Raw genomic sequence first — 22338 nt, forward strand, 5'->3', positions numbered from 1 at the left:
GGCCGGGCGAGGCCGGCCGGGGCGGGTCGGTGGGGCTTCAGCCCGGCGTCCGGTCCACCCATGGGGCCCCCAAGAAAACCGCGCCGTGAGATAACGGCGCGGTCTGCGATCAGTCGGGAGCAGGCGCTCAATGCGCCATGAACACCGGGATTGTCGATTTTTCCAGCATGTTGCGGGTGGCCCCGCCCAGGATCGCCTCGCGGAAGCGCGAATGCCCGTAGGCGCCCATCACGATCATGTCGGCGCCGGTGTCGTCGGCATGCCGGTTCAGGATGTCGGACACCCGCGTCATCGTCTTGCTCAGAACGTCGATCTCGCAGGTGACTCCGTGACGGGCCAGCATCTGCGACAGCAGCCCGCCCGGGTCGGAGCGTTCCGGTCCGTGCTGCGGCGGGTCGATCACCACGATGCGCACCTGTTCGGCCGCGATCAGGAAGGGCAGCGCCTTGCGGATCGCGGTCATTGCCTCGACGCTTTCGTTCCAGCCGACCAGGATGGTTTTCGGCTGACCCTCGGCCTTGTACCCGTCCGGGACCACCAGCACCGGCGCATGGCCGTCGAACAGCGCCGCCTCGATGATCGGTTCGGCCTCGGCGCCGTGGCCTTCGCCATAGGGGCGCGGAAGCACGACCAGATCCGAGAACCGCGCGCGATAGGCCACATGCCGGCCCAGGTCGGCGATCTGGGCCACGCCGTCCTCGGCCGACCAGCGCACGCCCGATTTGCCCAGCTTTTCCTTGGCATAGGCCAGCGTCGCCTCGGCCTCGGCGGTGGCGCGTTCCAGCGTTTCCTGCAGGATCATGGCGTTCGCCCCGGCGTAATAATACCCGGTTTGCGTCCGGTCCACGCCCAAGCACAGCGCCTCGGCATGGGCGTCCTGCACGGCAGCCAGGGCCACAAGCTGCGCCATGGCCGGATCGGAGACCTTCGGATCGGTCAGAACGGTCAACAGGGATTTGTAAGCCATTGGAACCTCGTTCGCTTTCATTCGGCCCCGGCGGGTTCCGGAAGCCTCTTTCGGGGACAATCGATGCCTGTCATAGTTTTGACAAGGCCGTCTTGATGCAGATCAAAGCGGTAAACCCGGGTGTCCTGCATCAAAACCGCGGTCTGAATCCGTCTGGCGCGGCGGAAGAATCGCGCGGGACAAGGAATAAGGGACGTAACATGTCTAACACTCTCAAGCTCATCGCGTTCGGCTTGATTGCCTTGTTTGCTGCAATGGCGATGAACTACGCACGCGATACGGCTTACCTGATTCACGCGGGAATTATCCTGCTGGTTTCGGGTGGCCTGTTTGTCTACACCCTGCGGCGAACGGGCGAGCCCGCGGCCGCGCATCCTCAGAACGAATACTTCGACTCCGTGGTGCGCGCAGGCGTTATCGCGACCGTGTTCTGGGGCGTGACCGGCTTTCTCGTCGGCACCTTCATCGCCTTTCAGCTGGCGTTTCCGCAGCTGAACTTCGACTGGCTGAACGGGTACGGCAATTTCGGCCGCCTGCGCCCGCTTCACACCAGCGCGGTGATCTTCGCCTTTGGCGGCAACGCCCTGATCGCCACCTCCTTCTACGTCGTCCAGCGCACCAGCGCCGCGCGGCTCTGGGGTGGCAACCTTGGCTGGTTCGTGTTCTGGGGCTACCAGCTCTTCATCGTGCTGGCCGCGACCGGCTATCTGCTGGGCGCCACCCAGTCCAAGGAATACGCCGAGCCGGAATGGTACGTCGACTTGTGGCTGACCATCGTCTGGGTCGCCTACCTGGCCGTCTTCCTCGGCACCATCGTCAAGCGCAAGGAGCCGCATATCTATGTGGCCAACTGGTTCTACCTGTCGTTCATCGTGACCGTGGCGATGCTGCACGTGGTCAACAACATCTCGATCCCGATCTCGATCTGGGGATCGCGCTCGGTGATGGCGATGTCGGGCGTGCAGGACGCGATGACGCAATGGTGGTATGGCCATAACGCGGTGGGCTTCTTCCTGACCGCCGGCTTACTCGGGATGATGTACTATTTCATCCCGAAACAGGCCGAACGTCCGGTGTTCTCGTACAAGCTGTCGATCATCCACTTCTGGGCGCTGATCTTCATCTATATCTGGGCCGGTCCGCACCACCTGCACTATACCGCGCTGCCCGACTGGGCTTCGACGCTGGGCATGGTGTTCTCGATCGTGCTCTGGATGCCCTCCTGGGGCGGCATGATCAACGGTCTGATGACGCTCTCGGGCGCCTGGGACAAGCTGCGCACCGATCCGATCATCCGGATGATGGTGATCTCGGTCGGCTTCTACGGCATGTCCACCTTCGAAGGGCCGATGATGTCGATCCGCGCGGTCAACTCGCTGTCGCATTACACCGACTGGACCATCGGCCATGTGCACTCGGGTGCGCTGGGCTGGAACGGCATGATCACCTTTGGCGCGCTCTACTTCCTGGTGCCGGTGCTGTGGAAGCGGGAACGCCTCTACAGCCTGCAAATGGTGTCCTGGCACTTCTGGCTGGCGACCATCGGCATCGTGCTCTACGCCGCGTCGATGTGGGTGACCGGCATCATGGAGGGCCTGATGTGGCGCGAAGTGGATGCCAACGGTTTCCTGGTGAACTCTTTCGCCGATACCGTGGCCGCCAAGTTCCCGATGTACGTGGTGCGCGGCATGGGCGGGGTGCTTTACCTCACCGGCGGGCTGATCATGGCCTATAACCTGTGGATGACCGTGAAGCGGGCACCGGCCAAAGAGGCCACGCTCGCGACCGCAGTCCCGGCTGAATAAGGAGGGTCGGAGCAATGGCAATTCTCGACAAGCATAAGATCATCGAGACCAACGCGACCCTCCTGCTGATCTTCAGCTTCCTGGTCGTAACCATCGGCGGCATCGTGCAGATCGCACCGCTGTTCTGGCTGGAAAACACCATCGAGAAGGTGGAGGGCATGCGCCCCTACACCCCGCTCGAACTGGCCGGGCGCGAGATCTACGTGCGCGAAGGCTGCTACGTGTGCCACAGCCAGATGATCCGCCCGATGCGGGACGAGGTGGAACGCTATGGCCACTACAGCCTGGCGGCAGAGTCGATGTACGACCACCCGTTCCAGTGGGGCTCCAAGCGGACCGGGCCGGACCTGGCCCGGGTTGGCGGCCGCTACTCGAACGAGTGGCACGTGGATCACCTGCGCAACCCGCAATCGGTGGTGCCGGAATCGGTGATGCCGAAATACGGGTTCCTCGAACGGCGCAGCATCGACGGGCGTTACATCGAGGACGTGATGACCACGCATTCGGTCGTCGGCGTGCCCTACAGCGAGGAGATGCTGGAAAACGCCCAGGCCGACTTCCTCGCTCAGGGCGATCCGGACAGCGACTACGACGGTCTGCTGGAGCGCTATGGCGAAGATTCGGTCACCGTGTCGAACTTCGACGGCCAGCCCGGCCTGTCCGAGGCCGACGCGCTGATCGCCTACCTGCAGATGCTCGGCACGCTGGTCGATTTCTCGACCTTCACCCCCGACGCAAGCCGGTAAGGAGGACACAATGGAAGACTATACGTTCCTCAGGCAATTCGCGGACAGCTGGATGCTGCTGGCGCTGTTTGCCTTCTTCGTCGGCGTGGTGATCTGGGTGTTCCGCCCGGGCGCCAGCAAGGCCTACCGCGACACGGCAGACATTCCGTTCCGGCATGACGACAAACCCGCCACGGACAAGGAGGCGCGGACATGAGCAACGCACCTGAGAGGAAAAAGGGCGATCCGGAAACCACCGGCCACAGCTGGGACGGGATCGAGGAATTCAACAACCCGTTGCCGCGCTGGTGGGTCTGGGTGTTCTACGCCTGCATCGTCTGGGCCATTGGTTATTCCGTCGCCTACCCGGCCTGGCCGGGCGTCAAATCCGCGACGGCGGGTCTGCTGGGCTGGTCGACCCGGGCCAATGTCCAGAAGGAAATCGACGCGGCGACCGAGGCCAACTCCGCGATCAACGCGCGGCTGGTCTCGGCCGAGCTGACCGAGATTTCGGAGGACCCGGAGCTGAACGGCTACGCGGTCTCTGCCGGGTCGGCGGTGTTCAAGACCTGGTGCGCCCAGTGTCACGGCTCCGGCGCCGCCGGTGCCAAGGGCTATCCCAACCTGCTGGACGACGACTGGCTCTGGGGCGGCGATATCGAGGCGATCCACACCACGATCACCCACGGCATCCGCAACGAAGAGGACGAGGACGCGCGGTACTCCGAGATGCCCGCCTTTGGCCGCGACGAATTGCTGGCCGAGGACGAGATCGACCAGGTGGTCAACTTCGTGATGTCGCTCTCCGGCACGCCGCAGGACGCCTCGCTGGTCGAGGCTGGCGCGGTGGTCTTCGAGGACAACTGCGCGGCCTGCCACATGGAGGACGGCACCGGTGACCGGACCCAGGGCGCGCCGAACCTGACCGACGCGATCTGGCTCTATGGCGGTGATTTCGCAACCTTGAAGGAGACCGTTGTGAACGCCCGTTACGGCGTGATGCCGAACTGGAGCGCGCGCCTCACCGAGGCGGAGATCCGCTCTGCCGCGCTCTACGTCCACCAGTTGGGCGGTGGCGAGTAGCCACGCGACAAAGAGATACCTTCAGGCCGTCCCTGCGGCCTGGGGGGGCGGCGCCGGCTTTTCGATCTGTTCGCGCGTTTCCTGAGAAGCCGGCGCCGACAAGTTCACAAGTGCAGTATAGGCGAGTTCGCTGTCCCGTCCATATCCACGGATATGGGCGGGGCCTTTTGATTTAGCGCCCCGATCAGGGCGGCAGACTCTCCGGCGGCCGGCACAGATTGGGGCCGGCCTGTCGCAACGGGCCGGCCCCCTTGGGCAAGAACAGGGCGAGTCAGAACAGGAAATCGCCCTTGTTCATGTCGTCGATCAGGGTGTCCAGCACGGTGATCACGGTGCCCGCGCCATCGTCGATCACCACGTCGTCGCCGACCTGCGACATGTGGTTGTTCTTCAGATCCTTGTAGGACTTGATCCGCGTCACCTCGGACAGGTCGATGTCCTCCTTGTTGGACCTGGCGTTGAAATCGGTGATCACGTCGGCGCCATCGTCGTCGCCGAAAACGAACCGGTCGAATCCGGCGCCGCCGGTCAGGACGTCATCGCCGGCACCGCCGTTCAAGACATCATTGCCTCCTTGGCCATCCAGCTCGTCGTTGCCATGGCTGCCGGAAAGGACATTGCGGGCGTTGTTGCCTTTCAGGATATCGTCCCCGTCTGCACCATGCGCGTTTTCGATGCCCTTCAGCTTGTCCGTGAACGCGCCGTAACCGCCAACTCCGGTCGCGATCCCGCGCGCCAGATTGACGACAAGGTCGATTGGGGCGTCGATGTTGTCTTGATGGTAGATGACCGTGTCATTCCCTTTTCGCCCATTGATGACGTCGTCGCCGAAACCCGGGGTAAATCCTTCATCCCGCGCGCTGCCCAGCAGGCGGTCGTCATATTGGCTGCCGCGCAGTTCGTTCACATGCCCCGCCCCGGTTATCTTGTCGACCTCGCCGGGAACAGACATCGAGGTGACCTTGCCCTTGGCCAGGTTTGCGTCGACCCCGCTGTACGCATATCGATAACTCAGCGCCAGAAAGCCGGAATTTCCCGTGATCTCGATGGTATCGCTGCCGCCGTATTCCCGGATTTGCAGGTATTCATTCGCACCGATGTCAACAGTATAGGAATCGTCGCCACCCGTGCCCACGATCCGCAATCCGCCGGCCTCATATTCGAGTTTCGCCAGGGAGCCGAAACAGCCAGGGCCTCCCTAACGCCCAGGATCGTCGTCACCCCCTGCGCGCCCTTGTCGATCTCCGCGGTGTCCGAGGCCGAATCCACGGTTACCGAGATCGCCGTGACATCAGACGATGACGCGTGGGACACGTTGTAAAAGGAGGTACCGGCGGTCAACTGGCGGAAATCGACGATGTCATCCCCCGTGCCGGGGTCCACCCAGGTAAAGGTATTTTCGGTGCTCTGCGCGACGATCCGGTCGTCTCCGTCGAAAGTGAAAAAGTAATACGTGGCATCCGACCCGAGAACGGTGTCGTCATAATATGTCCCCCGGAACCGATAGAAATCGCCCGGCCCGGTGATCGTATCGACCTCGCCGGAAGCCGAGGTCACCGTGCGGGAAAACCCGTTGGCCTCGGTCGGCAGCAGATCGGCCGTGACGCCGGTGGGTTCCAAAGTGTAGCTCAGCGAATAGGCACCTTTCGCACTCATCAAGGCGATGCTGTCATTGCCGCCGCCGCCGTCGCGGACCTCGACCTGTTGTCCGTCTTTCAACCGAACCGTATAGCTGTCGTCGAATGGCGTTCCGATCAGGCGCAGCCCGCCGTAGCCGTCACCTTGGTCCAATGCATTCTTGACGCCAAGGATCTTGGTCGTGCCAGAGACGCCCTTGTCGACAGAGCCCTTGTTGGTTTTCCCGTTGATCGAGATATCGACCGCGTTGGTCAACCTGTCATGGACAAGGTTGAAATACCCCTGCCCGGGTGTCGTCGGCCGGAAATCGACGACATCCTTCCCCGTGCCGGGCCTCATCCAATCATAGTATGTATTGTCACCGGGGATCAGGGTGTCGTTGCCGTCACCGCCATGCAACTCATCGGTTCCGTCGCCACCCTTCAGCGTGTCGTTGCCACCAAGGCCATTCAGGATATCGTCACCGCCGTAGCCGAACAGCTTGTCGCCCTTTTCCGTACCCGTCAAAGAATTGGGGCCATCGTCTCCTTTGAAAATCGCCATAGATTGAACCACTCAAAGTAAAGAATTTGAATTTTGAGCTTAATTGTGCTGATATAGCGATTCGCTGCAAGGGTGATGTCTGCCTTTCGGTTTCGCGCTGCGGGATATCATTTCGCGCGGTCCGTCCCTATGGTGCAGATGTCCGGGCAACCAAGCTGAACGGTCCGCAAGTCGGAGGCGTGGGACAAACTGGTACGGGGCAATCTGCGGCCGATGCGCCTAGAGAGCGTGGCGAAGGACGCATCGACCTGAGCAAAGGTGTTTTCCCGATGCGAAATTTGACCCATATCAAGGTTACCAACCGCGTCAGATGTGACAACGCCCCAACCCCATACAGTCCAGCCGGAGGACATCCGTGAGCGAATCCAACCCCGCCCCCAGCCTCTATGCCGCAAGGGAGCCGATCTATCCGCGCCGCGTGTCCGGCAAGTTCCGCAACCTGAAGTGGGTTCTGCTCACCCTCATGCTGGGGGCTTATTACATCACCCCCTGGTTCCGCTGGGACCGCGGCCCGTCGCTGCCGGACCAGGCGGTGCTGCTCGATCTGGCCAACCGCCGGTTCTATTTCTTCTGGATCGAGATCTGGCCGCATGAGTTTTACTTCGTCGCCGGGCTGCTGATCATGGCCGGGCTGGGGCTGTTCCTGTTCACCTCGGCGCTGGGCCGGGTCTGGTGCGGCTATGCCTGCCCGCAGACGGTCTGGACCGACCTTTTCATCCTGGTCGAACGCTGGATCGAGGGCGACCGCAACGCGCGGCTGCGCCTGCATCGGCAGAAGAAACTGGATTTCCGCAAGGCCCGGCTGCGGATCACCAAATGGCTGGCCTGGCTGTTGATCGGTCTGGCCACCGGCGGCGCTTGGGTGTTCTATTTCGCCGACGCGCCGACCCTGATGCATGACCTGTTCACCGGGCAGGCGCATCCGGCGGCCTATACCACCATGCTGGTGCTGGCCCTGACCACCTTCTTCTTCGGCGGCTTCGCGCGCGAACAGATCTGCATCTATGCCTGCCCCTGGCCGCGCATCCAGGCGGCGATGATGGACGAGGACACCATCACCATCGGCTACCGCGAATGGCGCGGTGAGCCACGCGGCAAGCACCGCAAGGCCGAGGGCGCCGAGAACCTGGGCGACTGCATCGACTGCATGGCCTGCGTCAACGTCTGCCCGATGGGCATCGACATCCGCGACGGCCAGCAGCTGGCCTGCATCACCTGCGGTCTGTGCATCGACGCCTGCGACGACATGATGGCCAAGGTCGGCAAGCCGCGCGGGTTGATCGACTACATGGCGCTCAGCGACGAACCCTCGGAGCGCTCCGGCAACGCGCCGAGAAATATCTGGGAACACATCCTGCGCCCGCGCACCATCCTCTATACAGGGCTGTGGATGCTGGTGGGCTTCGGGCTGGTGTTCGCACTGTTCATCCGCCCCGACATCGACATGACCGTCGCGCCGGTGCGCAACCCGACCTATGTGACCATGTCCGACGGGTCGATCCGCAACACCTATGACATCCGCCTGCGCAACAAGCATGGCGAGCCGCGCCCCTTCAAGCTTTCGGTGGTGGGCGATCCGACCCTGCGCATCCAGCTCGAGGGCACGGCCTATGATTCGGTCGATGTTCCCGCCGATACCGCCTATCTTCAGCGGGTCTACGTGGTCTCGCCGAAGGGCTCTGTCCCCTCCAACGCCGAGGCGACCGATCTCCGCTTCTGGGTCGAGGATCTGGCCAGCGGCGAACGCACCTACAAGGACAGCACCTTCAACGGCCGGGGGAACTGAGCCATGGCGGAACGCAAATTCACCGGGCGCCACGCGCTGATGGTGTTTATCGGCGCCTTCGGCCTGATCATCGCGGTGAACATCGCGCTGGCCTATAGCGCGATCAGCACCTTTCCGGGCCTGGAGGTGAAGAACGGCTATATCGCCAGCCAGGAGTTCAACACCCGCCGGGCCGCGCAGGAGGCGCTGGGCTGGACCGTCGATGTCACCTACAGCGGCGGGCTGGTGATGATGGCGATCGCCGGCGCCGACGGTGCCCCGGTCCGTGCCGCGCGGGTCGATGCCAGCATCGGGCGGGCCACCGAACGCAAGAGCGACGTGACCCCCGAATTCTCCTTTGACGGCGCCGCCTATGTCGCGCCGGTGGAACTGCGCCCGGGAAAATGGGATCTGCGGCTGAAGGCGGTGGCGGGCAATGGCACCGGCTTTTCCCAGCGCCTGGTGTTCTTCGTAGAGGGCTGAGATGACCGCCGAGCTTCGCCCCCCCTCGGCCGCCGCCTGTCCCGGCTGCCTCGCCGCCCCGGCCCAGCCGGTCGAGGAGGCGCCGAAGGACGCGCGGATCGCCCTGTCACTGCCCGGTATCCACTGCCAGGCCTGCATCTCGACCGTCGAGCGGGAACTGGCGGCCACCCCCGGCGTGCAGTCGGCGCGGGTCAACCTGACGCTCAAGCGCGCGATGATCGAGGCCGACCCGGAAATGCGCGCCGCCGACCTGATCCCGGTGCTGGAACGCGCCGGATACGAGGCGCACGAGTTGGACGCCGGCACCCTGCAGGCGACCCAGACCGACCGCACCGGGCGCGATCTGCTGATGCGGCTGGCGGTGGCGGGCTTTGCCTCGATGAACGTGATGCTGTTGTCGGTCTCGGTCTGGTCCGGGGCGACGGACGCAACGCGCGACATGTTCCACTGGATTTCCGCCGCGATCACCCTTCCGGCGATTGCCTTTTCGGCGCAGCCGTTCTTCCGCAACGCCTGGGCGGCGCTCTCGGTGCGGCGGCTCAACATGGACGTGCCCATCGTGCTGGCGATCCTGCTGGCGCTGGTCACCTCGCTCTGGGAAACCTCGCTTTCGGGGGACCACGCCTATTTCGATGCGGCGCTGACGCTCACCTTCTTCCTGCTGGCGGGCCGCTACCTCGATTACCGCACCCGGGCTGTGGCGCGCTCGGCCGCCGAGGAGCTGACCGCGCTGGAGGTACCGCGCGCCCTGCGTCTTACCGGGGACGGCGAGGAAGAGGAGGTCTCGGTCGCGGACCTGCGCATCGGCGACCTGATCCGGGTGCGTCCCGGCGGGCGGATGCCGGTCGATGGCGAGATCACCGAGGGGCGCTCGGAGCTTGATCGCTCCCTGCTCACCGGGGAAACCGTGCCGGTCTATGCCGAGCCGGGGACGGGCGTCTCGGCGGGCGAGGTCAACCTGACCGGCCCGCTGACCGTGCGGGCAACGGCGGTGGGCGAGGATACTTCGCTGCACCGCATCGCCGATCTGGTGGCGATCGCGGAATCGGGTCGCTCGCGTTATACCTCTCTGGCCGACAAGGCGGCCCGGCTCTATGCGCCCGGCGTGCATATCCTCTCCGCGCTCAGCTTCGTTGGCTGGTTTCTCTACACCTGGGATCTGCGTACCGCGCTGAACATCGCCGCCGCCGTCCTGATCATCACCTGCCCCTGCGCGCTGGGTCTTGCGGTGCCGGCGGTTACCACTGCCGCCTCCGGGCGACTGTTTCGCAAGGGAATGCTGATCAAGCATTCTACCGCGCTGGAGCGGTTGGCGCAGGTCGATACCGTGGTCTTCGACAAGACCGGCACGCTGACCGCCGGCACGCCTGAACTGACCAATATGGGCGACCACACCCGCGCGGATCTCGAGATTGCCCTGGCCTTGGCGGAAGGTTCATCGCATCCGCTCTCGGTCGCACTTGTCAAAACGGCGCGCGAGGCCGGGATCAAGCCCGCTACGGTCAGCGATGTGACCGAGGTGCCCGGTTTCGGCACCGAAGGAACCTGGCGCGGGCGCCGGGTGCGGTTGGGTCGCGCCGCCTGGGTCGGCGCCGAGCAGGGCGCGCGCACCGCCGCCTGGCTTTCGGTGGGCGAGGGCGATCCGCGCCCGTTCCATTTCTCCGACACGTTGCGCCCCGGCGCCGCCGAGGCGGTGGCGGCGCTGCGCGAGACCGGCAAGGAGGTGCTGCTCATTTCCGGCGATACCGCCGGCGCGGTCGAGGCGCTGGCGCAGCGGCTGGGCATCGCCAAATGGGTGGCCGAGGCTTTGCCGCAGGACAAGGCGGCGCGCATCGCGCAGATGACGGAGGAGGGCAAAAAGGTGCTGATGGTGGGCGACGGGCTCAATGATACCGCCGCGCTCGCCGCAGCCCATGTCTCGATCTCGCCGGCCAGCGCGCTGGACGCCGCGCGGGTGGCCTCCGACATCGTGCTTCTGGGTCAGGATCTGACCCCGATCGCCGATGCCTGCGTGACGGCGCAAAAGGCGACGCGCCGCATTCGCGAGAACTTCCGCATCGCCACGGTCTACAACCTGATCGCGGTGCCGCTGGCGGTGGCGGGCCTTGCCACGCCGCTGATTGCCGCATTGGCGATGTCGTCGTCGTCGATTACGGTCTCGCTGAACGCGCTGCGGCTGAGGTAACCCGATGGAAATGCTGACCTACCTGATCCCGATCTCCCTGATCCTGGGGGCGGTGGGGCTGACGGCCTTCATCTACACGGTCCGTTCGGGGCAGTACGACGACCCCGAGGGCGACAGCCGCCGCATCCTCAGCGACGAATGGGACGACCACCCGAAACCGTGAGGCGCCGCGTTGTACGTTTTGCCCCTCAAATCGTACGGACCAGCCGCAGCGCGTCGTAGATCGCCGCATGGGTGTTGCGGGCCGAGACCGCGTCGCCGATCCGGTACAGCAGGAAATCCCCCTGCGTCCCGTCATGGCCCGGCTGGGGCGCCCCCGCGATCAGCGCGTCGTAATCCACCGCGCCCCGGTTGCGCGATTGCGGCTTGAGGTCAAAGTAAAGCTCGTCCAGCGGCCTTGTGCCGTGGTTGACCACCACCTGGTCGAACACCCGTTCCTCCCGGTGGGCGGAATAGTCGGTGCCGATCACCGCGCGCAGCGCGTTGCCGTCGCGCTGAACCGCCTTTAGCCGGTAGGTCACGGTGAACCGCACGTCCTTGTCCTGCAAGCTACGCATGTAGGGCACCAGGTTCATGCCCATGACCTCCGGTGCGAAACTGCGGTCGGGGGTCATGATCTCCACATGGGCGCCGGCATTGGCGATGATCTCGGCCGCCTGCAGCGCCGGCGGGTCGCCCGCGTCGTCATAGACCAGCACGCGCGTGCCGGGCGCCACGTCGCCGGCGATGATGTCCCAGGCCGAAACGACAAGGGCGTCGCCCTCTTCCAGCACCTCGGTATCGGGCAACCCGCCGGTGGCGACGATCACCACGTCGGGGTTGAGCGCGGTGACGTCCGAAACCTCGGCGAAGGTGTTGAAGTGAAAGGCCACGTCGCGCGCAGCGCATTGCGCCATGCGCCAGTCGATGATACCGATCATCTCGCGCCGGCGCGGGCTTTGCGCGGTCAGCCGGACCTGCCCGCCGGGATCCGGGGCGGCCTCGAACACCGTCACGTCATGGCCGCGCAGGGCGGCCACCCGCGCCGCCTCCAGCCCCGCCGGACCCGCGCCGACGATCACCACGCGTTTGCGGTCCGTGGCGGCCGGGATTGCATGGGGCACCTCCAGCTCGCGCCCCGTCGAGGGGTTGTGGATGCACAGCGCCTCGCCGCCCTGATAGATCCGGTCGAGGCAATAGGTGGCGCCGACGCAGGGCCGGATCTCGTCCTCGCGCCCGGCCATGATCTTGTTCACGATATGCGGCTCGGCGATATGGGCGCGGGTCATCCCGACCATGTCCAGCAGCCCCTCGGAAACGGCATGGCGGGCGGTGGCCACGTCGGGGATGCGGGCGGCGTGAAAGGTGGGCAGGCCGACCTCGGCCCGCACCCGCCCGGCGAAATCCAGGTGCGGCGCGCTGCGCATGCCCTGCACCGGGATCACGTCGGTCAGATCGGCGTCGGTCTCGACCCGGCCACGGATGATGTTGAGGAAATCGACGCTGCCGCTGTCGCGCAGCCGCCGCCCGATCTCCAGCCCGTCCTCCTGGGTGATGCCATTGGGTGCCAGGTCGTCGGCGGTATAGCGCAACCCGACGATGAACGCTGGCCCGACGCGGTTGCGGATCGCGGTGAGCACGTCGAGCGAGAACCGCATCCGCGCATCAAGATCGCCGTTCCACGGGGCCTCCAGCGTGTTCTGGCGCGGCGACCAGAAGGCGTCCATCAGGTGGCCGTAGGCCTCCAGCTCGATCCCGTCGAGCCCGGCGGCCTGCATCCGCTCCGCCGCGTCGGCGTAATCGGCGATGATGCGGGCGATGTCCCAGTCTTCCATCACCTTGGGAAAGGTCCGGTGTGCCGGTTCGCGCATGCCCGAGGGCGCGACCACGGGCAGCCAGTCGCCCTTGCTCCAGCCGGTGCGCCAGCCCAGGTGGGTGAGCTGGATCATCACCGCGCAACCGTGCCCGTGGCATTCCTCCGCGAGCTTTGCCATCCACGGCACGATCTCGTCGCGCCAGGCCTGCAGGTTGCCGAAGGAGGCCGGGCTGTCGCGCGACACCAGCGCCGAACCGGCGGTCATCACCATCGCGACGCCGCCCCTGGCGCGTTCCGCGTGATAGGCGCGGTAGCGGTCCTTGGGCAGCCCGTCCTCGCCGTAGGCCGGCTCATGCGCGGTGGTCATGATCCGGTTCTTGAGGGTGAGGTGCTTGAGGCGATAGGGCTGGAGCAGCGGATCGGTGGTCATGGCGTCCCTGTCTGGTCTGGCTTTCGGTTCTTGGGGCCGAGCCTAGCAGCGGCAGAGAGCCGGTCGAGACGGAAAACGACATCGGGTGGCGCATGCGGGCCTTGGCCGGTGCCCGGATTGCAATGCCGGGCGGTTTCGGCCAGAGAGAAGGGCGACATTCAAGGCGGGAGGCGCAGGTGAACTGGCGTGATCGCATAGAGCTGGCCCTCGCGGGGCTGGCGGCGGAACGGCCCGCGCGGCCGATGATCCTTGTCGCGCTGTTCGCGCTGGTGATGTTCCTGCCCGGGTTTTTCACCGTGCCGCCGATCGACCGGGACGAGACCCGCTTTGCCCAGGCCTCGCGCCAGATGGTCGAAAGCGGCGACCTGATCGACATCCGGCTGGGCGAGGGGACGCGGTACAAGAAACCCGTCGGCATCTACTGGCTGCAATCGGCGGCGGTGGCGCTGGTGGGCAAGAGCCACGTCAACGACATCTGGGCCTATCGGCTGCCGTCGCTGGCAATGGCGGTGGCGGCCTGCCTGCTGACCTACCTGATCGCGCTGTCGCTGGCCGGCGCGCAGGCGGCTCTGCTGGCGGCGCTCTTGCTGGCGGTCTGTTTCGTGCTGGGCGGCGAGGCGCGGCTGGCCAAGACCGATGCGACCCTGCTGGCCACGGTGCTTGCGGCGCAACTGGTGCTGGCGCGGCTGCACATGCGCGGGGCGCAGGCGCTGCGCGGCGGCTGGCCCTGGCTGTTCTGGGGCGCGATGGGCGCCTCGATGCTGATCAAGGGGCCGATCGGGCCGATGGTGGTGGGGCTGACGATCCTGGCGCTGATCGCGCTGCGGCGCGGGGTGCGCTGGCTGGCGCCGCTGCGCTGGGGGCCGGGGCTGTTGCTGTTCGTGGTGATCGTGCTGCCCTGGTACGTGGCGATCACGCTGAAATCCGGCGATGCCTTCTGGGCCGAGGCGCTGGGCCGCGACCTGATCGGCAAGATCGGCGAGGGACAGGAAAGCCACGGCGCGCCGCCGGGGGCCTATGCGCTGGCGGTCTGGCTGACCTTCTGGCCGGCCTCGGTGCTGCTGCCCTTCGGGCTGTGGTACGGCTGGAGCGCGCGGCGCGATCCGGGCGTCCTGTTCTGCCTGGCCTGGCTGATCCCCAGCTGGCTGGTGTTCGAGGTCACCGCGACCAAGCTCATCCATTACGTGCTGCCGACCTATCCGGCGCTGGCGGTGCTCTGCGCGGCGGGTTGGCTGGCGCGCCCCGATGGGCCGCTGCGCCGGCCCTACCGGCTGTTCCTCGCGGTGGCGCTGCTGCTGGGGCTGCTGCTGGCGGCGGTGCCGGTGATCTTTTCGCTGCAATACGGCGCCGGGCCGAGCGTCGTATGGGCGCTGGGCGTGGCGCTCACGCTGGCCGGGATCTGGGCGGTCTGGACCCGGATGCGGGCGGGCGACCGGCTGAGCCCGGTTCTGGGCCTCGGCCTGTTGTCGCTGGGCCTCACGATCAGCCTGTTCGGGCACCTGGCGCGGTTCGATCACATCTGGCCGTCGAACGCTCTGGCCGCGCTGCACCGCGAGGCACAGCAGATGTGCGACGATCCTGTGTTTCTCTCGGTCGGCTACGAGGAACCCTCGCTGATGCTGCTGACCACGCAACTGCCGCGTTTTTCCGGGCCGGAGGCGGCGGCGCAGGCGGTGGGGGATGCGGGTTGCGCGCTGGTCTTCGTCGAGGATCGCATGCGCGCCGGTTTCGACATCGCCGCGCAGCGTCCGGGCGAGGTGATCGGCCGGGTCGAGGGCTTCGGCCTGGGCGGCGCCGACGAACTGGGGATCACCGCCTACCTGTTCCGCTAGGCGGGGCTCACTCTGCTTCGGCGGGCCAGCAGGCTCCGTTGCGCAGGTAGAGCGACAGGGTGTTGGGCGCGTAAAGGCCCGGTCCCGGTTTCCAGGTGGCCACCGGCGGCGGGCCGGGGCAGGGCGGCACCTCGCCCAACGTGGCAAAAAGGTAGGCGCCCGCGCGCCCGGCCGGATAGGGGTGCTGCTGGGCGTAGAAATGCGGCGGATGGTCGGGGACCGGCACCGCATAAATCTCTATTCCGCTGCCCTTGGCGGCGAGGAACAGATCTGCCAGCAGGTGGCGGTTGCCCGAGACCACGGCGGAAACACCCTGCCGCCGGGCCTCTTCGAGAATGCGGGCGCTCATCGCGGTTTGCCCGACATAGCGGCGCATCAGCAGCCGCCCGTCGCTGGCCCGGGTCCAGCTGGTGGCCTGGGTCGCGGCATAGGGCAGAAAGGCGCTGACCGAGAGGTTCAGCGCCAGCCCGACCCAGAGCCACATCCGCGCCCGGTGCCACAGCACCGGCACCACCAGCAGCACCACCGCGAGACAGGCGGTGACCGCCCAGTTGGCATAGGCCTTGGACAGCAGCGCCTGCAGCGTCACCAGCGCCAGCGTCGGCGCCGACATCCAGACCAGCCAGCGCGCGCGCCACTCCGGTCGGCCCAGCGCGCGCACGGCGATCAGCAGGTAGGCGCCGAACAGGACCGGCCCCATCACCATGAACTGCGACGCGAGGAACTCAACCGCGCCCTGCGGGTTCAGATGCAGCCCCGGGCGACGGACCCAGTCGACGTTGTCGGCGGTGTGGGTCAGCGTGGTCAGATCGTGTTGCAGGTTCCAGACCAGGTTGGGCGCGATCACCGCCAGAAACACCAGCGCGGCGAGCGCGGCATCGCGCCAGGCGATCCGCGCCGCCGGCAGCAGCGCCGCGCCGACCCCGGCGCCGATCACGAAGTAGATCGCGGCGTATTTGGCCAGCATCCCCAGCCCCAGGCAGAGCCCCAGCGCCAGCGCCCGCGCGCCCGAGGGGCGGCGCACCAGCGTCAGGTACAGCCAGAGCGCCCCGGCAAGGAACGGCATCAGGATGGTGTCGGTCGAGATCAGCAGCGCGCCGACCGCGACCACTGGCATGGTGACATAGATCACGCCCACCATCATCGCGGCGCGCCGGTCGGTCACCTCGCGCGCCGCACCCATCAGGATCAGCGCGGTGGCGGCATGAAACAGCGCCCCGGGCAGCCGCACCCAGAAGGCGCTGACGCTGCCCGACAGCTCGGAAAAGGCGCGCAGCACCCAGCCGATCAGCGGCGGCTTGGAATAATACCCCCAGGCCAGCTCCTGGCCCCATTGCCAGTATTGCGATTCGTCCACGAAAAGCTCGGCGGTCGAGAACGCCAGCATGATCCCGCGATACAGCGTGAGCGCGGCGATGACCGCGATCCCGGTCCGGATCGGATCAGGAGTTTTCGCCTGTGGCGCGTTTTTCTGCATAGATCAGCCAGAGATTGCGGAGGTAGATCACCACGCCCAGCGACTGGCCGAGGATAAAGACCGGGTCCTGCCGGTGGATCGCATAGGCCAGCAGCGTCAGCCCGCCGGTGATCGAGAACCACCAGAACAGTTCGGGGACAACCGAGCGGCGCTGTTTTTCCGAGGCGATCCACTGGATGATGAAGCGCATCGAGAACAGAAGTTGCGCCCCGATCCCGATGATAACCCAGATCAGCTCGGCCCGGGTATCGACCTTGAAGAATTCCAGCGCGGTCTCGATCACCCGGCGGCCTCCCGGTCCGGGCCACCCGCATCGGCCTCGGTGGCGCGCACCGTCTTGGCCCGCCGGATCAGCCAGGCCACGCCGAACAGGTCGTGGATGCCGACCAGCGCGCGTTGCAGGTTGTTGTATTTCGAGGTGCCGCCGCCGCGTTCGCGGTGGGAGACATCGACATGCGCCACCTGCCAGCCGTCGCGGGAAAACAGCGCCGGAAGGTAGCGGTGCATGTGGTTGAAGAACGGCAGCGCGAGAAAGGCATCGCGGCGAAATGCCTTGAGCCCGCAGCCGGTGTCGCGGGTGTTGTCCGACAGCATCCAGGCGCGCAGCCCGTTGGCCAGCTTCGAGGCCAGCCGTTTCGACCATGTATCCTGCCGCCGGACCCGCTGTCCGGCAACCAGGCCGAGGTCGGCGGGGGCATCGGCGGCGAGCAGCGGCGCGACCAGCTTGGGGATCTCCGATGGCGGGTTCTGCATGTCGCCGTCCAGCGTGCAGATCACCTGCCCGCGCGCCGCCTGCACCCCGCTGTGCACCGCCGCCGACTGGCCGCCGGCGCTGGTGTGCTGCAACAGGCGAAGCCAGGGAAATTCCGCCTGCATCTCGCGGATCAGTCGGGCGGTCTCGTCGGAGGAGCCGTCATCGACCAGGATCAGTTCCTTGTCCGGCAACCCGGCGCAGGCGGCGTCGATCTCGCGCACCAAGGGGGCGACGTTTTCCGCCTCGTTATGCATCGGGATCACGATCGAGAGCTGCATGGTCACGGGTCCATCGCGTCGCGTTTCATTAGTCCGGCCCAGTATAACGGCCGGTCCGGGCGATTGCACGGCCCGGCCCGGCGCCGCGCCTCAATACACCTTCGCGGCGATTGTTCAACGGTTATATGCAGGTGCGCCGGCGGGGGCGTTACACCGATGTCCGGTCGCCGCCGACCAGCAGATATAGCGGCCGGCCCGCCATGCGCAAAAACAGCATCGCCAGCGCCAGCCCCGCCAGGCTGGGCAGGTAGAGCAACCACCAGATCTGCGGCCGCTCCACCACCATCGGGGTGGCAAAGCCGCGCAGTGCCTCCAGACCCAGCAGGATGCCGAAGGCGCCCAGCAATTGCGGCCAGAGCCCGAAGCGCGAGAACCCGCCCAGCATCAGCGTGGCATAGCCCACCAGCGGCGTGGCGATGCAGATCAGGATCCAGGCCAGCCGCTCGTGCAGCTCCTCGGCGATCTCGCCGCTGGAATAGCCGCTGCCGCCGATCAGCCGCGCCCGGGCTTCGGGGCGGACCAGATCGGGTGTGGGAACACCACGGATATTGCGGGAAAGTTCGTCGTGCCCTGCGGCCAGCGCACTGATGTCATAGGAGAAATCCTCGAACACCGTTGTCGAAAGCTTGTTGCCCTCCGCGTTGTAGCGCAGCGCCATGCCCTGGATCATGACAAGGTTGATCCGGGCCTCGTCCCGGACCAGGAACGCCCGCGCGCCGGTATAGGAGATCGGGTTGTCCGGGTCGCGCCGGTCCGACAGGAACACGTCGTTCAGGGTGCCGTCGGAATCGATCGTGCCGATGTAAAAGGTCACCCCGTCGGCGGGGTGCATGAAGCTGCCCTCGTTCAGCAGCTGCGCGGTCAGATCGCGCGACACCTCGACCTGGCGCAACTCGAGCTGGCGGATCGAGGCCGGGCGCAGATAGGTGGTCAACACGCTCATCATCAGCGCCGCGGCCAGCCCGAAGTAGAACACCGGGCGACCCAGCCGCGCCGGGCTGGACCCGGTCGCCAGCATCACCGTCATCTCGCTGTCCCGGCTCAGCCGGTTGGTCGTGTAGACCGCTGCGCCAAAGGCGGCCATCGGCATCACCGTGCGAATGAGCGTGGGCAGCGACAGCGCGGTGAACTCCAGAAACACCAGCCCGGACTGGCCGCCGCCGATCAGCTTGTCGAACAGGCTGACCGAGCGGGAAATCCACAGCACGCCCACCAGCACCAGAAGGAAGAACGAGAACAGCACCAGAAGCTGGCGCAATACGTATCCGTCAAATCTCGACATGGCTCTCCCGTGGCGCGCGGCGCGTGCCGGACCATATGGCAGTTGCGCCTGCGTTGAAACCGCAATCTGCCCCGCCGGGCTGGACCCCGGCGGCATTGTGGCACAGGATCGGGGACGGGTCCGGGATCGGGCGACGGGGGGGGCGGAATGGACGGGCAGGACTTCGATTACATCATCGTTGGCGGCGGCAGCGCCGGCTGCGTGCTGGCCAACCGGCTGAGCGAGGACCGCGATGCGCGGGTGCTTTTGCTCGAGGCCGGCGGGCGCGACAATTACCACTGGATTCACATTCCGGTGGGGTATCTGCACTGCATCGGCAACCCGCGCACCGACTGGTGTTTCAAGACCGTGCCCGAACCGGGGCTGAACGGGCGCGCCCTGGGCTATCCACGCGGAAGGGTGCTGGGCGGCTGCTCTTCGATCAACGGCATGCTCTACCTGCGCGGACAGGCGCGCGATTACGACACCTGGCGGCAACTGGGCTGTACCGGCTGGGGCTGGGACGATGTGCTGCCCTATTTTCTGAAGTCCGAGGATCATCACGCCGGGGCCAGCGACGACCACGGCGCCGGCGGCGAATGGCGGGTCGAGAAACAGCGGCTGCGCTGGGACATCCTCGACGACATCGCCGACGCCTTCGAGGCGACCGGCATCCCCCGCCGCGACGATTTCAACACCGGCGACAATTTCGGCGTGAATTATTTCGAGGTGAACCAACGCCGCGGCTGGCGCTGGAACACGGCCCGGGGGTTCCTCTCGCCGGTGCGCGACCGCGACAACCTGACGGTGCGCATCCAGGCGCAATGTGCCCGCGTCACCTTTGACGGGATGCGCGCCACCGGAGTCGAACTGATCGGCGGCGAACGTCTGCGTGCCCGGCGCGAGGTGATCCTCTCGGCCGGGGCCATCGGCTCGCCGCAACTGCTGCAATTGTCCGGCGTGGGGCCGGGCGAGTTGCTGCAAAAGCACGGAATCGAACTGGTGCACGAGGCGCCCGAGGTGGGGCGCAACCTTCAGGATCACCTGCAACTGCGCTGCGCCTACCGGGTGACCGGGGCGAAAACGCTGAACACGCTCTCGGCCTCGCTCTGGGGCAAGGCCCGGATCGGGCTGGAATACGCGCTGTTCCGCTCCGGCCCGATGTCGATGGCGCCAAGTCAGCTGGGCGGCTTTGCCTATTCCTCGCCCGACCTGGAGACGCCGGATCTGGAGTACCACGTCCAGCCCCTGTCGTTGCCCGCCTTCGGCCAGCCGCTCGACGATTTCCCGGCGGTGACCGCCAGCGTCTGCCACCTGCGCCCGGAAAGCCGGGGCCATGTGGCGATCGTGTCGCAGGATCCCTCCGCAGCACCACAGATCGCGCCCAACTACCTCAAGGAAGAGGCCGACCGCCAGGTCGCTGTCCGCGCGATCCGGCTGACCCGGCAGGTGATGCAGGCCGCCCCCTTGACGAAGTATCGCCCGGAGGAGGTGCGCCCGGGCCCGGAGTACCGCAGCGACGCGGAACTGGTGCGCGCGGCGGGCGAGGTGGGCACCACGATCTTTCACCCCGTCGGCACCGTGCGGATGGGGGCGGACCCCGGCGCGGTCGTCGACCCGGAATGCCGGGTCCGGGGGGTCGCGGGGCTGCGCGTGGTGGATGCCTCGGTGATGCCGCGGATCACCTCGGGCAATACCAATTCGCCCACCATCATGATCGCGGAAAAGGCCGCGGACATGATCCGCGGCCGGGTGTGAGCGGGCCTCAGGCCGGGCGCGCGCGCAGCGGGCGGGGCAGCTTGCCGCGCGCCGCCCGCTGGCCCAGCCAGACCGAGGCCAGAACCGTCGCCGCGCCGGCCATCTGCACCGGGCTCAGTGCCTGCCCCAGCAGGACCCAGCCCAGCAGCACGGCGGTCACCGGGCTCATCATGCCCAGCATCGCGACGGCGCCCGGTTCGATCCGCGCGACCCCGCGAAACCAGAGCATGTAGGTCAGCGCGGCGCCGATCAGCCCGAGATAGAGCATCCCGCCGATGTTGCTCGCGCTCGGCGCCGGCAGCGCCGGTTCGCTCAGCAGCGCCACCGGCACCAGCAGCAGCCCGCCGGCGGTCAATTGCCAGGCGGTGAAGGTCAGCGGCGGCACCGGCGGCTGCCACTTGCGGCTGAACACGGTGCCCGCGGCCATCGAGGCGGCGCCGCCGAGGCCCGCCGCAACGCCTAGCGGGTCGAGCGCGGCGCCGGGTCGCAGCAGCAAAAGCGCCACGCCACCCAGCCCGGTAAGTGCTGCCAGAACCGAAAGCGGCCGCACCGGATTGCCGAGCGCTAGCCGCGCCAGACCCAGCACGATCAGCGCCTGCGTCGCCCCCAGCGTGGCCGCGACCCCGCCAGGCAGCCGGTAGGCGGCGACGAAGAGCAGAACCCAGAAGATCGCGAAGTTGAATGCCCCCAGCAGCAGCACCCGGCCCAGCCAGTCGCGCGGCGGCAGCTGGCGCACCAGCAGCAGCAAAAGCAGCCCGGCGGGCAGGGCGCGCAGCACCGCCAGCGTCACCGGGTAGCCCTGCGGCAGAAACTCGGTGGTGACGTAATAGGTGCTGCCCCAGATCGCAGGGGCCAGCGCGGTGAGGAAAAGGTCGGTGGAGCGGGACATGACAGCCTCCGGTGCAAGGGGAATGCGCGGGGCGGATCGGCCCGCCCCGCAGGGCCGTGCCTAGGCGGCTTCGGTTTCGGGCCGCGCGTCGGCGGCGGCCAGACGCGCCGCGATCTGCGCCACGTGGCGGCCCTGGAACCGGGCGCCGTCCAACTCGGTTTCGCTGGGCTGGCGCGTTCCGTCGCCGCCCGCGATGGTTCCCGCGCCATAGGGCGAGCCGCCCACGATCTCGTCCATCCGGGTCTGCCCGGCAAAGGTATAGGGCAGGCCGGTCACCAGCATGCCGAAATGCATCAGCGGCAATTGGGTGGACAGGACGGCGGCCTCGTGCCCGCCATGCTGCGACCCGGTCGAGGTGAAGGCGGCGCCGACCTTGCCCACCAGCGCGTTCTGCGCCCAGAGCCCGCCGGCCATGTCGAGAAACTGCTTCATCTGCGCCGCCATGTTGCCGAAACGGGTCGGCGTGCCGAGGATGATGGCGTCATAGTCGGGCAGATCGGCAACCTGCGCCTCGGGCGTGTCATCGTCGATGAAACCGGCCTTGGCGCGGATCTCGGCCGGGACGGTCTCGGGCACGCGGCGGATGTCGACCTGAACGCCGGGCACGCTGCGCGCGCCCTCGGCCTCGGCCTCGGCCCTCTGGCGGCTGTGGCCGGAGCTGGAATAATAG

At 66.7% G+C, this 22338-nt stretch carries 20 protein-coding genes; 10 read left to right on the forward strand and 10 right to left on the reverse strand.

The genetic code is table 11. The features are described from left to right. Window positions 1-127 precede the first annotated feature (127 nt). A complete protein-coding gene (locus tag P1U75_RS15370; protein ID WP_300244943.1) occupies window positions 128-967 on the reverse strand; it encodes a universal stress protein in 840 nt (279 codons plus the stop codon). Between the two features lie 200 nt (window positions 968-1167). Here P1U75_RS15370 and ccoN point away from each other — a divergent pair, with 200 nt between their 5' ends. The 4 genes from ccoN to ccoP are packed head-to-tail and all read left to right on the forward strand — an operon-like array spanning window position 1168 to window position 4580. After that, window positions 1168-2772 carry a cytochrome-c oxidase, cbb3-type subunit I gene (ccoN, locus tag P1U75_RS15375; RefSeq protein WP_300244945.1) on the forward strand — a complete coding sequence of 535 codons (1605 nt, stop codon included), beginning with the start codon at window positions 1168-1170 and terminating at the stop codon, window positions 2770-2772. A 14-nt stretch (window positions 2773-2786) separates the two neighbouring features. Next, window positions 2787-3518, forward strand: coding sequence for a cytochrome-c oxidase, cbb3-type subunit II (ccoO, locus tag P1U75_RS15380; RefSeq protein WP_300244946.1), 732 nt, complete (start codon window positions 2787-2789; stop codon window positions 3516-3518). 10 nt (window positions 3519-3528) lie between these two features. Next, the gene (locus tag P1U75_RS15385; protein WP_300244949.1) at window positions 3529-3714 is read left to right on the forward strand and encodes a cbb3-type cytochrome c oxidase subunit 3; all 186 of its coding nucleotides are present in this window, start codon (window positions 3529-3531) and stop codon (window positions 3712-3714) included. Then, the gene (gene ccoP, locus P1U75_RS15390) at window positions 3711-4580 is read left to right on the forward strand and encodes a cytochrome-c oxidase, cbb3-type subunit III (RefSeq protein WP_300244950.1); all 870 of its coding nucleotides are present in this window, start codon (window positions 3711-3713) and stop codon (window positions 4578-4580) included. The genes P1U75_RS15385 and ccoP overlap by 4 nt, the downstream gene beginning before the upstream one ends. Window positions 4581-4851: 271 nt before the next feature. On the opposite strand, the gene P1U75_RS15395 is transcribed toward ccoP, so the two are convergent. Next, window positions 4852-5532 carry a calcium-binding protein gene (locus P1U75_RS15395; RefSeq protein WP_300244951.1) on the reverse strand — a complete coding sequence of 227 codons (681 nt, stop codon included), beginning with the start codon at window positions 5530-5532 and terminating at the stop codon, window positions 4852-4854. A 59-nt stretch (window positions 5533-5591) separates the two neighbouring features. Further along, window positions 5592-6761: a hypothetical protein gene (locus P1U75_RS15400; RefSeq protein ID WP_300244952.1), complete on the reverse strand. Its 1170-nt coding sequence runs from the start codon at window positions 6759-6761 to the stop codon at window positions 5592-5594. Window positions 6762-7116: 355 nt separating this feature from the next. Between P1U75_RS15400 and ccoG the strand changes: the two genes are divergently transcribed. Genes ccoG through ccoS form a run of 4 tightly spaced genes read left to right on the forward strand, consistent with a single transcriptional unit; the run spans window position 7117 to window position 11357 of the window. After that, window positions 7117-8547 carry a cytochrome c oxidase accessory protein CcoG gene (gene ccoG / locus P1U75_RS15405; RefSeq protein WP_300244954.1) on the forward strand — a complete coding sequence of 477 codons (1431 nt, stop codon included), beginning with the start codon at window positions 7117-7119 and terminating at the stop codon, window positions 8545-8547. A 3-nt stretch (window positions 8548-8550) separates the two neighbouring features. Next, entirely contained in the window at window positions 8551-9009 is a 459-nt protein-coding gene (locus tag P1U75_RS15410; protein ID WP_300244955.1) for a FixH family protein, read from the forward strand. Between the two features lies 1 nt (window position 9010). Beyond that, window positions 9011-11194 (forward strand): heavy metal translocating P-type ATPase, encoded by a 2184-nt coding sequence (locus P1U75_RS15415; RefSeq protein WP_300244956.1) that lies wholly within the window; start codon window positions 9011-9013, stop codon window positions 11192-11194. Window positions 11195-11198: 4 nt separating this feature from the next. Continuing rightward, complete coding sequence (gene ccoS, locus P1U75_RS15420; RefSeq protein ID WP_300244958.1) at window positions 11199-11357, forward strand: cbb3-type cytochrome oxidase assembly protein CcoS; 159 nt, start codon at window positions 11199-11201, stop codon at window positions 11355-11357. A 25-nt stretch (window positions 11358-11382) separates the two neighbouring features. Here the strand turns inward: ccoS and P1U75_RS15425 are convergent, their stop codons facing one another. Then, window positions 11383-13419 (reverse strand): NADH:flavin oxidoreductase, encoded by a 2037-nt coding sequence (locus tag P1U75_RS15425; protein ID WP_300244960.1) that lies wholly within the window; start codon window positions 13417-13419, stop codon window positions 11383-11385. Between the two features lie 176 nt (window positions 13420-13595). On the opposite strand from P1U75_RS15425, the gene P1U75_RS15430 reads away from it, so the two are divergent. Then, window positions 13596-15251: a glycosyltransferase family 39 protein gene (locus P1U75_RS15430; protein WP_300244961.1), complete on the forward strand. Its 1656-nt coding sequence runs from the start codon at window positions 13596-13598 to the stop codon at window positions 15249-15251. Window positions 15252-15258: 7 nt separating this feature from the next. On the opposite strand, the gene P1U75_RS15435 is transcribed toward P1U75_RS15430, so the two are convergent. The 4 genes from P1U75_RS15435 to lptF form a co-directional block, all read right to left on the reverse strand. Then, entirely contained in the window at window positions 15259-16728 is a 1470-nt protein-coding gene (locus tag P1U75_RS15435) for a glycosyltransferase family 39 protein (RefSeq protein WP_300244962.1), read from the reverse strand. Continuing rightward, entirely contained in the window at window positions 16694-17011 is a 318-nt protein-coding gene (locus tag P1U75_RS15440) for a lipid-A-disaccharide synthase N-terminal domain-containing protein (RefSeq protein ID WP_300244963.1), read from the reverse strand. Before P1U75_RS15440 ends, P1U75_RS15435 begins: the two co-directional genes overlap by 35 nt. Next, window positions 17008-17760, reverse strand: coding sequence for a glycosyltransferase family 2 protein (locus P1U75_RS15445; RefSeq protein ID WP_300244964.1), 753 nt, complete (start codon window positions 17758-17760; stop codon window positions 17008-17010). The genes P1U75_RS15440 and P1U75_RS15445 overlap by 4 nt, the downstream gene beginning before the upstream one ends. A gap of 148 nt (window positions 17761-17908) precedes the next feature. After that, window positions 17909-19042: an LPS export ABC transporter permease LptF gene (lptF, locus tag P1U75_RS15450; RefSeq protein ID WP_300244965.1), complete on the reverse strand. Its 1134-nt coding sequence runs from the start codon at window positions 19040-19042 to the stop codon at window positions 17909-17911. Window positions 19043-19189: 147 nt separating this feature from the next. Between lptF and P1U75_RS15455 the strand changes: the two genes are divergently transcribed. Then, window positions 19190-20779 carry a GMC family oxidoreductase N-terminal domain-containing protein gene (locus tag P1U75_RS15455; RefSeq protein WP_300244966.1) on the forward strand — a complete coding sequence of 530 codons (1590 nt, stop codon included), beginning with the start codon at window positions 19190-19192 and terminating at the stop codon, window positions 20777-20779. A 7-nt stretch (window positions 20780-20786) separates the two neighbouring features. On the opposite strand, the gene P1U75_RS15460 is transcribed toward P1U75_RS15455, so the two are convergent. Both P1U75_RS15460 and wrbA read right to left on the reverse strand, forming a co-directional pair. Then, complete coding sequence (locus tag P1U75_RS15460) at window positions 20787-21668, reverse strand: EamA family transporter (RefSeq protein ID WP_300244967.1); 882 nt, start codon at window positions 21666-21668, stop codon at window positions 20787-20789. A gap of 60 nt (window positions 21669-21728) precedes the next feature. Beyond that, a partial coding sequence (wrbA, locus tag P1U75_RS15465; protein ID WP_300244968.1) for an NAD(P)H:quinone oxidoreductase occupies window positions 21729-22338 on the reverse strand: 610 nt, incomplete at its 5' end.

Origin of the sequence: Antarcticimicrobium sp. (assembly GCF_029212575.1) — a bacterium.
Taxonomy (GTDB): Bacteria; Pseudomonadota; Alphaproteobacteria; order Rhodobacterales; family Rhodobacteraceae; genus Antarcticimicrobium.